Consider the following 11,485-nt stretch of genomic DNA (forward strand, 5'->3'; position numbering starts at 1 on the left):
GCACCGAAGAAAAGCGTCGCTAAAGAAGCAGAGCAGGAAACGGGGCAGGGCAAGGAGCCGATCAAGGGCAATGGCGCCAGTGCGCCCAAGGAATTCACCCGGGAACAGGAACTCGCCGCCCTGCGCGACATGCTCCTGATCCGGCGTTTCGAGGAAAAGGCCGGCCAGCTCTATGGCATGGGCGCGATCGGCGGCTTCTGCCATCTGTATATCGGTCAGGAAGCAATCGTGGTCGGCATGCAGATGGCCCTGAAAAAGGGCGATCAGGTCATAACCGGATACCGCGATCACGGCCACATGCTGGCCTGCGGCATGGAAGCCAAGGGCGTCATGGCCGAGCTCACCGGACGCCAGGGCGGCTATTCCAAGGGCAAGGGCGGCTCCATGCACATGTTCAGCAAGGAGAAGAATTTCTACGGCGGCCACGGCATCGTCGGCGCACAGGTCTCGCTCGGCACCGGGCTGGCTTTCGCCAACCGCTACCGCGGCAACGACTTCGTCAGCCTCGCTTACTTCGGCGACGGCGCGTCGAACCAGGGCCAGGTCTATGAGAGCTTCAACATGGCGGAGCTGTGGAAGCTCCCCGTGGTCTACATCATCGAGAACAACCGCTACGCCATGGGCACCTCGGTGCTGCGTTCCTCGGCGCAGACCGATTTCTCCAAGCGCGGCATCTCTTTCAACATTCCCGGCGAGCAGGTCGATGGCATGGACGTCCGCGCCGTCAAGGCTGCCGGCGACAAGGCCGTGGCGCATTGCCGCGCCGGCAAGGGTCCGTACATCCTGGAGATGCAGACCTATCGCTACCGCGGCCACTCGATGTCCGATCCGGCCAAGTACCGCACCCGCGAGGAAGTGGACAAGGTTCGCCACGACCAGGATCCGATCGAGCAGGTCCGCAACCGCCTGCTGGCGGAGAAGATGACCGAAGCGGATCTCAAGGCGATCGACGCCGACGTCCGCGAGATCGTCAATGCCGCCGCGGATTTCGCGCAGCACGATCCGGAGCCGGATGCGTCCGAGCTCTACACCGATGTCTACCGCTGACAAGCGCACCGCTAAGCACGCAGTCTAAAGATTGATCTGGAGTTACAATGCCCATTCAAGTGCTGATGCCCGCGCTGTCCCCGACCATGGAGAAGGGCAACCTCTCCAAATGGCTGAAGAAGGAAGGCGACGCCATCAAGTCCGGCGACGTCATCGCCGAGATCGAGACCGATAAGGCGACTATGGAAGTCGAGGCCACCGACGAAGGCACCCTAGGAAAAATCCTGATCGCCGAAGGCACCCAGGACGTCGCGGTGAACACGCCGATTGCCACCATTCTGGCTGACGGAGAGGATGCCAGCGCGGCGCCGGCCCCGGCCAAGCAGGAGAAGGCCGCGGAATCCGCAGCCCCGGCCGCCGAAGCCAAATCCGCCCCCGCGCCTAAGGAAGAGCCCGCCGCCGCGCAGGCGGCTCCCGTTGCGCCGGTGGCCGCGATCCTGCCCGATCCGGAAATTCCGGAGGGTACCGAGATGGTCACCATGACCATCCGCGAAGCGCTGCGCGACGCCATGGCCGAAGAGATGCGCCGCGATGAAGACGTCTTCATCATGGGCGAGGAAGTCGCGGAGTATCAGGGCGCCTACAAGGTGACCCAGGGCCTGCTGCAGGAATTCGGCGCCCGCCGCGTCATCGACACCCCGATTACCGAGCACGGCTTTGCCGGCGTCGGCGTCGGCGCCGCGATGTCCGGGCTGAAGCCGATCGTCGAGTTCATGACCTTCAACTTCGCGATGCAGGCGATCGACCAGATCATCAACTCGGCCGCCAAGACGCTGTACATGTCCGGCGGCCAGATGACCGCGCAGATCGTGTTCCGCGGCCCCAACGGCGCCGCCGCCCGCGTCGGCGCGCAGCACAGCCAAGACTACTCGGCCTGGTACTCGCAGATCCCCGGCCTCAAGGTGGTCGCGCCGCACACCGCGGCCGACTACAAGGGCCTGCTGAAGTCCGCGATCCGCGACAAGAACCCCGTGATCTTCCTCGAAAACGAAATGCTGTACGGCCACACCGGCGAAGTGCCGAAGCTCGATGACTACATCGTGCCGATCGGAAAGGCCAAGGTCGCGCGCGCCGGCAAGGACGTCACGCTGATCTCGTGGTCGAACGGCATGAACTACGCGCTGAAGGCCGCCGAGGAACTCGCGAAGGAAGGCATCGAGGCCGAGGTGATCGATCTGCGCACGCTGCGCCCGCTCGACACCGAGACCATCGTGGCTTCCGTGAAGAAGACCGGCCGCGCGGTGACCGTGGAAGAGGGCTGGAAGCAGTCCGGCGTCGGCGCCGAAGTCGCCGCCCGCCTGATGGAAGAGGCGTTCGACTATCTCGACGCCCCGGTCGGACGCGTCTCCGGCAAGGACGTGCCGATGCCCTACGCCGCCAACCTCGAAAAACTGGCGTTGCCGTCCGTGGCCGACGTCGTCGCGGCGGCCAAAGCCGTTTGCTATCGGTGAGCGGGATGGCCGGTCCGAAGGAGCAGCCCTTGCCGCCGGATGTGATGGGCCGCGAGGACGCCGTCGAGGTGCTGCGCGCCTTCGTGCTCGATGGCGGCCTCTCGATCGCGTTCACCCGCGCGTTCGAGGAGCCGGACATGTGGGGCATGCTGCTGGTCGACATCGCCCGCCACGCCGCGCGCGCCTATGCGCGCGAGAGCGACTATTCCGAGGACGAGGCGCTGACGCGCATCGTCGATATGTTTGACGCCGAAATCGCGCGGCCGACCGACGTGGGCTCGACCACGCCGCGGTCGCAACAAGGTCACTGACAATGCCAAACAACATCCTGATGCCCGCGCTGTCGCCCACCATGGAAAAGGGCAACCTTGCCAAGTGGCTCAAGAAGGAGGGCGACACGGTCAAGTCCGGCGACGTGATCGCCGAGATCGAGACCGACAAGGCGACCATGGAAGTGGAAGCCGTCGATGAGGGCACCATCGCGAAAATCCTGGTGCCGGAAGGCACCCAGGACGTGGCGGTCAATGCGATCATCGCGGTGCTGGCGACCGATGGCGAGGACGTGAAGGCGACCGGGGCGGGGGCAGGGGCTGACAAGCCGAAGGCTGCCGCCGAGGCGCCCAAGGAAGCTCCGAAAGCTGCCGCCGCACCTGCCGCCGCTGCGGCTCCTGCCGCTGCCGAGAAGGCCCCGGCGCCCGCCGTCGCACCGGCGCCCGCCAAGCCTGCCGCGCCAGCCTCGAATGGCGCCCGCGTGTTCGCCTCGCCTTTGGCCAAGCGTCTTGCGAAGGACGCCGGCATCGAACTCGGCCGCATCGACGGCTCCGGCCCCCATGGCCGCGTCATCGCCGCCGATGTCGAGAAAGCCAAGACCGGCGGCGGCCTCAAGGCGCCCGCGGCAGCACCGGCCACAGCAGCCGCCGCTGCGCCGGGCGCGTCGGACCAGCAGATCCGCGCGTTGTTCAAGCCGGACAGCTACGAGGCCGTGCCGCACGACAACATGCGCAAGGTGATCGCGCAGCGCCTGACGGCCGCCGACCGCGACATTCCGCAATACTACCTGACCGCCGATTGCGACGTCGGCAAGCTGGTCGCGGCGCGCGAGGAGATCAACGCGCTGGCGCCGAAGGACAAGGATGGCAAGCCGGCCTACAAGCTGTCGGTCAACGACTTCGTCATCAAGGCGCTGGCTTTGGCGTTGCAGCGCGTGCCCGACGCCAATGTGAGCTGGACCGACGAGGCGATGCTGCATCACAAGGTGTCCGATGTCTCGGTCGCGGTGTCGGTGCCGAGTGGCCTGATCACGCCGATCATCCGCAACGCCCACATCAAGTCGGTGGCGCAGATTTCCGCCGACATGAAGGACCTCGCGGCGCGCGCCAAAGCGCGAAAACTGAAGCCGGACGAGTACCAGGGCGGCTCCACCGCGGTGTCCAACCTCGGCATGTTCGGCATGAAGCAGTTCACCGCCGTGATCAACCCGCCGCAGGCCTCGATCCTGGCGGTCGGCGTCAGCGAGGAGCGTGCCGTGGTACGCAACGGCAAGCTCGATATCGCGACCATCATGACGGTGACCCTGACCTGCGACCACCGCGCCATGGACGGCGCGCTCGGCGCGCAACTGCTCGGTGCGTTCAAGCTGCTGATCGAAAACCCGGTGATGATGGTGGTGTAGTTGAAATTGGGGAGGCGCACGGGCGCCTCTCTTTCTTCCCTCCCCCCTAGGCGAAGCTTCGCTAGGTGGGGGAGGGTGGCCGCCGAAGGCGGACGGGTGAGGGGTATGTCCAACGCCTCACCTCGATCTCTACAAGAGGCAGCGAGCCGATGCGAGATAGCAACCAACTGTCCTACTGGTTCTGTTTGGTTGGCGGAGCGTTTGGATCCGTTGCCGGTGCGGTGTGCTGGTGGTCGCTGGGCGCGCTGCTGTGGTTGCCATATTGGAAAACTCTAAGTGCCCACCACATGATTTCAGACGACATTGGCTGGGCACTCGGATTGTACATTGTACCACCGGTCATCGGATTCATGATGCTCATCGCCACGGCGATCAGCATCGGCATTGTGCGCGCGTCACCGGATACGAATCGGAAAGGACTCCTGATCCTGATCCATCTGATCCCGGGACTTGCGCTATCGATCCTGCAGCTCAGCAACTGGACGCGCATGAGTGTTATCGAATCGCCCGGCTTTGAAATCGCCGTCCTTGCGATCGGGCTCTGCTGGGCGCTGATGCTCATCGACATCATGAAAAAACGACGCACCCGACTTGGTCTGGCGCCGGTATCGAACTGAAGGCACTAACACATGGCTGATACATCCTTTGACGTCGTCGTAATCGGCTCTGGCCCGGGTGGCTATGTCACCGCGATCCGGGCCGCGCAGCTCGGCTTTAAGACGGCGATCGTCGAGAAGGCCTATCTCGGCGGCATCTGCAACAACTGGGGCTGCATTCCGACCAAGGCGCTGCTGCGCTCGGCGGAGATCTATCACTACATGCAGCACGCCAAGGACTATGGCCTGTCCGCGGACAACGTGTCGTTCGACATCAAGGCGGTGATCGCGCGCTCGCGCGGCGTGGTGAAGCGCCTCAATGGCGGCGTCGAATACCTGATGAACAAGAACAAGGTCTCGATCATCTGGGGCGAGGCGACGCTGGACGCGCCCGGCAAGTTCACCGTGAAGAAGACCGAAGCCGCCGCCCCCAAGGGCGCGCTGGGCGAGGGCGCCTATACCGCCAAGCACATCATCGTCGCCACCGGCGCACGGCCGCGCGTATTGCCGGGCATCGAGCCCGACAAGAAGCTGGTCTGGACTTATTTCGAGGCGATGAACCCGGACAAGATGCCGAAGTCGCTGCTGGTGGTCGGCTCCGGCGCCATCGGCATCGAGTTCGCGTCGTTCTACAAGACCATGGGCGCCGACGTCACCGTCGTCGAAGTGCTGCCGCAGATCCTGCCGGTGGAAGACGCCGAGATCGCCGCGTTCGCGCGAAAAGAGTTCGAGAAGCAGGGCATCAAGATCCTCGCCAACACCAAGGTCACCAAACTCGACAAGAAGGCCGACAGCGTTATCGCCACCATCGACGACGGCAAGAAGCCGGTGACGGTGGAATTCGACCGCGTCATCTCCGCTGTCGGCGTGGTCGGCAACATCGAGGGCTTTGGGCTGGAGAAGCTCGGCGTGAAGACCGAGCGCGGCTGCATCGTCATCGATGGCTACTGCCGGACCAACGTTCCCGGCATCTACGCCATCGGCGACGTCGCCGGCCCACCGATGCTGGCGCACAAGGCCGAGCATGAGGGCGTGATCTGCGTCGAGAAGATCAAGGGCATGGACCCGCATCCGATGGACAAGCTGCTGATCCCCGGCTGCACCTATTGCCACCCGCAGGTCGCCTCGGTCGGCCTCACCGAAGCCAAGGCCAAGGAGAGTGGCCGCGAAATCCGCGTCGGCCGTTTCCCGTTCGTCGGCAACGGCAAGGCCATCGCCATGGGCGAGGACCAGGGTATGGCCAAGGTGATCTTCGACAAGAAGACCGGGCAGTTGCTCGGCGCGCATCTGGTCGGCGCCGAAGTCACCGAACTGATCCAGGGCTTTGTCGTCGCGATGAACCTGGAGACCACCGAAGAAGAGCTGTTCCACACCATCTTCCCGCATCCGACCATCTCGGAGACCATGAAGGAAGCCGTGCTGGACGCTTATGGACGCGTGCTGAACATGTAGTCGGGCGATAATCCTGACAAACTAATCAGCTCGCCGCTTCGTGATGGCGGGCGGGCTGAACTTTCGCCGCCGCAGCGCCATCTGATGATCGGGCCCGGCGCGGCAGGCGCCGTCGGCTAACAAATGCCGGTGCAAAGGCGCCGGCGCTGATCGGGAGAACGTCATGAGAAAGATCACAGCTATCGCGATCGGCGCGGCCTTGATCGCGCTGTCCGTTTCCGATGCCGCCAGCGCCGCGGAGCGGCACCGTAGCCGACACGTCCAGCAGCCGGCCTTCAGCGGCGGCGATCCGAGCGACGCGCTCGGCTACTACCCCGGCTGGGGCCGCCCGATGGTGCCGTCCTACGGCGTCTATCCGGGTTTGATCTATGGCGGAGCGACCTCGGCGCCTGCCGGTCGCTGAAAGCCGCAAGACGCGACAGCAACGGCCGGCCCTCGTGGCCGGCCGCTTCGTTGCAACGGCTCGCTACTTTAGTCGCGCTCTAAAGGGTGGCTTAGGGGCAACGAATGTTGCTGGGGCGCCACAGTTCCCTAAGATTTAACCGTATGGTCCGCCGGTCCCTGCACGCGCCGCTATTTAGCCACACGCGTTCGTGAAATCATTCTGATCAGCGAGACGGCCACGGCGCGCGCGACAACCACAGGAAATCAGGCGATTTCCTCGAGCGCCAGACGGCCGGTGAACCAGGTTTGCAATGGACGCCAGGACGCCAGCTATCAGCCTCACTTCGCGCCAGCCCGACCGTCTCATGACGGGGCCGGCGAGGGCGGCGAAGCTGTGTCGCGAAGGCGTCTTGGTTGCGAACGTCGGCGCCCCGACCTATGCGGTGCGGGCTCTGGTCATCGTCGATGAATGCTGCATCGCGCTCGATTGGATCGAATGGGCTGACATCTTCAAAAAGCCACCCTGTGTCCCGGATTTGAAACCGCAGGGCCGTGATGTCGCCAAAGACATCCTCGAAATTGGCAACATGCGACATGCCGATGACGGCATGGCTAACGAAAATTTGACCGACCAAAAATTGGCTGCGCACAAGACCAAACACCAACTTTGCGCGACCAACTATTTGGCGGGGGTGCTTTGGAACGTTGCCCACCAGGTTGGAGCGGCCATCGATGGCGCCGTCATCCACTCGGGCAGGGCGCACGAGAAACAATGTTATGCGAATATTTGAGCGTACCATTCTTGTAGCGTGTTTTGTGGGTGCCGCTGCCGTGGCCGTCCCGGTGTTTGCCTTTGACGGCGCGCCGGTAGGTTCGGATGCGACCCTCCCGGTGGTGACGGCTTTGCCGGGCGCCGTCGCCTCGTTGAAGAAGAACAGCTCTGACACCACGCTGACGGCGCTGCAATACGCCGCCGAGGGCGGCCATCCGATCGCGCAGTGGAAGCTCGGCCGGATGTATGCCGACGGTAATGGCGTGGCCCAGGACGACCTGCGCGCGTTCGAGTATTTCAGCCGTATCGCCAATGCCCATGCCGAGGACAGTCCGTCGGCACCGCAGGCCGCCGTGGTCGCCAACGCGTTCGTCGCGCTCGGCCGCTACTACCTCGACGGTATCCCGAACTCCAAGGTCAAGGCCGATACCGAACGCGCCCGCGAGATGTTTTCCTATGCGGCGTCGTATTTCGGCAATGCCGACGCGCAATACGACTTGGCGCGGTTGTACCTCAAGGGCATCGGCGCCCCTCGCGACACCAAATATGGCGTGCGCTGGCTCGGCCTGGCCGCCCAGAAGGGCCAGCACCAGGCGCAGGCGCTGCTCGGCCAGATGCTGTTCAACGGCGAGCAACTGCCGCGGCAGATGGCGCGTGGCCTGATGTGGCTGACGCTGGCGCGCGACAACGCAACACCCGACGAGGTCTGGATCAAGGAAAGCTACAACCGGGCCATCAACAAGGCCTCGGAAGACGACCGCGCCATGGCGCTGCAGATGCTCGAGCACTGGGTGCAGGGTCGCAAGGACTGAGCGAAGCTGCCGTACGGCGGTAGAAAAGCGGTTTTCCAGCCGCTATATTGATGCCATGCGCCGTGATCTTACCATCGCAAGATTGAAGGCCACCGAGCCGGCTCTGCGGGCGCTTGGAGTGGCTGCGCTTTATCTGTTCGGATCGCATGCGCGCGACCAGGCCGGGCCGGAATCCGATATCGATGTTTTTATTGATCCGGCTCCCGAAACCTCCTTCGGCTTTCTCAGCTATATGGACGCGTTCGACGTGCTTCGTGGCTCGTTCGGCGACAAGATCGATTACGGCACGCGCAACGGCTTGCATCCGTTGCTGCGTTCCGGGATCGAGCGCGAAGCCATCCGCATCTTTTGATGGCGGTCCGTACGACACCCATCTGGCTGGCGGATATTCGTGAGGAAATCGCGGGAATCCGCAGCGCCACGGCGGGCCGGAGCGCGACCGATTTCGCGTCGAACTGGATCACAAAACGCGCCGTCGAGCACGCGCTGCTGATCATCGCGGAAGCAGCTAAACACATTCCGGCAGGGCTTAAAGCGAACCACCCGGAAGTGCCGTGGCAGAAGATTCATGGCCTCGGCAACATGTTGCGCCACGAATACCGGCGGATCGATCCCGACATCCTGTGGTCGGTCGTCTCGGATCACATCGAGCCGCTCGATCGCGCCGTTGCAGCCCTGCTGGAAGACTTCCCGAAAAGCTAGCCGTGTTGCTCACGCCGCCTCGAGATCCAGATCGATCCACACCGGCACGTGGTCGGACGGCTTTTCCCAGGCGCGCACGTACTTGTCGATGCCGACATCGACGAGCCGGTCGGCGGCTTGCGGCGACAGCAGCAGGTGGTCGATGCGGATGCCCCAGTTCTTCTGCCAGGCGCCCGCCTGGTAATCCCAGAACGTGTACTGCCCGGGCTCGTCGGTGACGGCGCGCAGCGCGTCGGTTAGGCCCAGCCCCAGCAGCGCTTGAAAGCTCTCCCGGGTCTCCGGCTTGAACAGCGCGTCGTTGGCCCAGGCGGCGGGGTTATGCACGTCGGCGGCGGCCGGGATCACGTTGAAGTCGCCGGCCAGGATCAGCGGCTCCTCGGTCTTCAGCCGGGCCCGCGTAAATTCCTGCAGCCGCGACATCCATTTCAGCTTGTAGGGATATTTGTCGGTATCGACCGGATTGCCGTTCGGCAAATACAGGCAGGCGACCCGCACCACGCCGGATTTCAGCGACACCACGCCTTCGATGAAGCGCGCGTGCACGTCGTCATCGTCGCCGGGCAGCCGCGGCGTGGCTTCCTCGAGCGGATATTTCGACAGCAAAGCGACGCCGTTGAACGTCTTCTGACCGTGGGTGATGACGTTGTAGCCGAGCGCCTCGATGGCCTCGCGCGGGAACGCCTCATCGACGCATTTGATCTCCTGCAGGCAGACGATGTCCGGCGCGCAGTCGCGCAGCCACGTCAGCAGATGATCGAGCCGCTGGCGGACCGAGTTGACGTTCCAGGTGGCGATGCGCATGCGGATATTCCGTTAGATCGTGATTCAGCCCATGGAGTTATAGCGACTTGCGTCGTGGCTGCTAATGTCTTGGCCAGATCGAACGCCGGTTCGTTCCTCCGCCCGCTATGCAATACGAAGTATTGCTTCGCAGAGCCGGCCCCGGTTGCGACGCCCGCAGCAAGCTTGGATCCTGACTCTGCAATGCGCTGCGTCCGGGAGTGGGAGGGCTGTCGACAAGCGGACATACGCGGCGGGATATCAGAAGCGCTCCCGCCCGACGAAACCGGCGGCTCGACTGCAAGAATCCCGTCACCCGCGCGTAATTCCCAATGGCTGGGATTCCGGTAACAACAATGGCAAAAATAAGTCGGGCTGGCATACCATCGTTAGGCCGGTCGTGATAAGCTTTAAGCCTAAAGCGCATCAGACGCTGTCACAGGGCCGGGAAGCGGGGGCGATAACCCGATCATCTCGACCAGTTGACGTGGGATATTATGAAGAAACGCACATCGATCGCCTTCATCGTCTTGTTGGGTGCCGCCGCCGTGGCGGCTTACACGACACGATCGTCATGGACATCAGGCAACGTCAGCGCCCAGGCTCCGCAGCGTGTGCGGGTCGTTGCCGTCGAACTGGCCAGGGCCGAGCGCCGTCCGATCCCCTTCGATGTCGATTCCATCGGCACGGTGACGCCGATCTCCAGCGTGGCGCTGAAATCCCGGGTCGAGACCACCATTCTTGCGGTGCATTTCGAGGACGGCGCCAAGGTCAAGGAGGGCGACCTGCTGTTCACCCTCGATTCGCGCCAGATCGACGCCCAGATCGAGCAGGCCGAGGGCATGTTGATGAAGGATCGCGCCCAGCTCGCCGGCGCCGAGCGCGACCTCAAGCGCTTCAGCGACCTGATCGGCAAGGGTGCCACCACCCAGGTCAATGTCGATAACGCCAAAACCCAGTCCGACATTCTGGCCGGCACCATCCAGGCCGACCAGTCGGCGCTCGACAATCTCAAGGTCCAGAAGAGCTACACCCTGATCCGTGCGCCGTTCGCCGGCCGCATCAGCGCCGCCAACGTCAAGGTCGGAAATTTCGTGCGCCCGGCCGACACCACGCCGCTGGCGACCATCAACCAGATGGCGCCGGTCTATGTCTCCTTCGCGGTGCCGCAGCGTGTGCTCGTCGATATCAGAGAGGCGATGGCGGCGGGTTCCACCACCGTGATTGCGACCATTCCGAACAGCGGCCGTTCCGAGGACGGCAAGGTGGCGATGGTGGAGAACACCGTGGATTCCACCACCGGCATGGTCACCGTGCGCGGCATCATGAACAACGCCAACGAAACCCTGTGGCCGGGCATCCTGGTGCAAACCAAGCTGATCGTGCGCACCGAGGACGGCGTGGTGGTGCCCACCGTCGCGGTGCAGCGCAGCCAGACCGGCAATTTTGTCTTCACGGTAAAGGACAATATCGCCCATGTGCAGCCGGTTACGGTGGATCGGACCTCGCAGGGCCTGTCGGTGATCTCATCGGGGTTGACCGGTAAAGAGGACGTGGTGGTCGATGGCCAGTTGCTGTTGACCGAGGGAACGAAGGTCGAGGCCCGCGCACGCAAAGCCGGGGCCTGAGCCATGACCCTCTCCGAACTCTGCATCCGCCGCCCGGTGATGACCACGCTCATCACCGCGACCATTATCGCATTCGGCATTTTCGGATTTCGGCTGCTGCCGGTCTCGGCGCTGCCCAAGGTCGACTTCCCCACCATCGCGGTGACCGCGACGCTGCCGGGCGCTAGCGCCGACACCATGGCGGCGTCG

At 63.8% G+C, this 11,485-nt stretch carries 14 protein-coding genes; 13 read left to right on the forward strand and 1 reads right to left on the reverse strand.

Translation table 11 applies throughout. The annotated features are described in order from the left end of the window. Positions 1-60 precede the first annotated feature (60 nt). The 11 genes from pdhA (at position 61) to JWR89_RS25080 (ending at position 8,888) form a co-directional block, all read left to right on the forward strand. Positions 61-1,047: a pyruvate dehydrogenase (acetyl-transferring) E1 component subunit alpha gene (gene pdhA, locus JWR89_RS25030; protein WP_299720908.1), complete on the forward strand. Its 987-nt coding sequence runs from the start codon at positions 61-63 to the stop codon at positions 1,045-1,047. 47 nt (positions 1,048-1,094) lie between these two features. After that, positions 1,095-2,498 (forward strand): pyruvate dehydrogenase complex E1 component subunit beta, encoded by a 1,404-nt coding sequence (locus JWR89_RS25035; RefSeq protein WP_299720895.1) that lies wholly within the window; start codon positions 1,095-1,097, stop codon positions 2,496-2,498. A 5-nt stretch (positions 2,499-2,503) separates the two neighbouring features. Then, the gene (locus JWR89_RS25040) at positions 2,504-2,809 is read left to right on the forward strand and encodes a DUF5076 domain-containing protein (protein ID WP_299720896.1); all 306 of its coding nucleotides are present in this window, start codon (positions 2,504-2,506) and stop codon (positions 2,807-2,809) included. Between the two features lie 2 nt (positions 2,810-2,811). After that, entirely contained in the window at positions 2,812-4,170 is a 1,359-nt protein-coding gene (locus tag JWR89_RS25045; protein ID WP_299720897.1) for a pyruvate dehydrogenase complex dihydrolipoamide acetyltransferase, read from the forward strand. A gap of 149 nt (positions 4,171-4,319) precedes the next feature. Beyond that, on the forward strand, positions 4,320-4,787 hold the full coding sequence (locus tag JWR89_RS25050) for a hypothetical protein (RefSeq protein ID WP_299720898.1): 468 nt from the start codon (positions 4,320-4,322) through the stop codon (positions 4,785-4,787). A 12-nt stretch (positions 4,788-4,799) separates the two neighbouring features. After that, positions 4,800-6,218: a dihydrolipoyl dehydrogenase gene (lpdA, locus tag JWR89_RS25055; protein ID WP_299720899.1), complete on the forward strand. Its 1,419-nt coding sequence runs from the start codon at positions 4,800-4,802 to the stop codon at positions 6,216-6,218. Positions 6,219-6,381: 163 nt separating this feature from the next. Next, positions 6,382-6,621, forward strand: coding sequence for a hypothetical protein (locus tag JWR89_RS25060; RefSeq protein WP_299720900.1), 240 nt, complete (start codon positions 6,382-6,384; stop codon positions 6,619-6,621). 292 nt (positions 6,622-6,913) lie between these two features. Then, on the forward strand, positions 6,914-7,393 hold the full coding sequence (locus JWR89_RS25065; protein ID WP_299720901.1) for a hypothetical protein: 480 nt from the start codon (positions 6,914-6,916) through the stop codon (positions 7,391-7,393). After that, the gene (locus tag JWR89_RS25070; protein ID WP_299720902.1) at positions 7,380-8,186 is read left to right on the forward strand and encodes a tetratricopeptide repeat protein; all 807 of its coding nucleotides are present in this window, start codon (positions 7,380-7,382) and stop codon (positions 8,184-8,186) included. The genes JWR89_RS25065 and JWR89_RS25070 overlap by 14 nt, the downstream gene beginning before the upstream one ends. An 82-nt stretch (positions 8,187-8,268) precedes the next feature. Beyond that, on the forward strand, positions 8,269-8,538 hold the full coding sequence (locus JWR89_RS25075) for a nucleotidyltransferase domain-containing protein (RefSeq protein ID WP_299720903.1): 270 nt from the start codon (positions 8,269-8,271) through the stop codon (positions 8,536-8,538). Continuing rightward, positions 8,538-8,888, forward strand: a complete 351-nt coding sequence (locus JWR89_RS25080; RefSeq protein WP_299720904.1) for a HepT-like ribonuclease domain-containing protein — start codon at positions 8,538-8,540, stop codon at positions 8,886-8,888. Before JWR89_RS25075 ends, JWR89_RS25080 begins: the two co-directional genes overlap by 1 nt. Positions 8,889-8,897: 9 nt before the next feature. On the opposite strand, the gene xth is transcribed toward JWR89_RS25080, so the two are convergent. Next, on the reverse strand, positions 8,898-9,689 hold the full coding sequence (xth, locus tag JWR89_RS25085) for an exodeoxyribonuclease III (RefSeq protein ID WP_299720905.1): 792 nt from the start codon (positions 9,687-9,689) through the stop codon (positions 8,898-8,900). A 476-nt stretch (positions 9,690-10,165) separates the two neighbouring features. Here xth and JWR89_RS25090 point away from each other — a divergent pair, with 476 nt between their 5' ends. Both JWR89_RS25090 and JWR89_RS25095 read left to right on the forward strand, forming a co-directional pair. Then, the gene (locus JWR89_RS25090; protein ID WP_299720906.1) at positions 10,166-11,296 is read left to right on the forward strand and encodes an efflux RND transporter periplasmic adaptor subunit; all 1,131 of its coding nucleotides are present in this window, start codon (positions 10,166-10,168) and stop codon (positions 11,294-11,296) included. A 3-nt stretch (positions 11,297-11,299) separates the two neighbouring features. Then, positions 11,300-11,485, forward strand: a 186-nt coding sequence (locus JWR89_RS25095) for an efflux RND transporter permease subunit (RefSeq protein ID WP_299720907.1), incomplete at its 3' end; no start/stop codon positions are given.

The organism is Tardiphaga sp. (assembly GCF_028290785.1).
Lineage (GTDB): Bacteria > Pseudomonadota > Alphaproteobacteria > Rhizobiales > Xanthobacteraceae > Tardiphaga.

Excerpts from the sequence above, each read along its gene's own strand:
- JWR89_RS25060 (WP_299720900.1), top strand. The coding sequence starts at position 6,382 with ATGAGAAAGATCACAGCTATCGCGATCGGCGCGGCCTTGATCGCGCTG.
- JWR89_RS25045 (WP_299720897.1), top strand. The coding sequence starts at position 2,812 with ATGCCAAACAACATCCTGATGCCCGCGCTGTCGCCCACCATGGAAAAG.
- lpdA (WP_299720899.1), top strand. The coding sequence starts at position 4,800 with ATGGCTGATACATCCTTTGACGTCGTCGTAATCGGCTCTGGCCCGGGT.
- JWR89_RS25050 (WP_299720898.1), top strand. The coding sequence starts at position 4,320 with ATGCGAGATAGCAACCAACTGTCCTACTGGTTCTGTTTGGTTGGCGGA.
- JWR89_RS25090 (WP_299720906.1), top strand. The coding sequence starts at position 10,166 with ATGAAGAAACGCACATCGATCGCCTTCATCGTCTTGTTGGGTGCCGCC.
- JWR89_RS25065 (WP_299720901.1), top strand. The coding sequence starts at position 6,914 with ATGGACGCCAGGACGCCAGCTATCAGCCTCACTTCGCGCCAGCCCGAC.
- JWR89_RS25070 (WP_299720902.1), top strand. The coding sequence starts at position 7,380 with ATGCGAATATTTGAGCGTACCATTCTTGTAGCGTGTTTTGTGGGTGCC.
- xth (WP_299720905.1), bottom strand. The coding sequence starts at position 9,689 with ATGCGCATCGCCACCTGGAACGTCAACTCGGTCCGCCAGCGGCTCGAT.
- JWR89_RS25080 (WP_299720904.1), top strand. The coding sequence starts at position 8,538 with ATGGCGGTCCGTACGACACCCATCTGGCTGGCGGATATTCGTGAGGAA.
- JWR89_RS25035 (WP_299720895.1), top strand. The coding sequence starts at position 1,095 with ATGCCCATTCAAGTGCTGATGCCCGCGCTGTCCCCGACCATGGAGAAG.
- JWR89_RS25040 (WP_299720896.1), top strand. The coding sequence starts at position 2,504 with ATGGCCGGTCCGAAGGAGCAGCCCTTGCCGCCGGATGTGATGGGCCGC.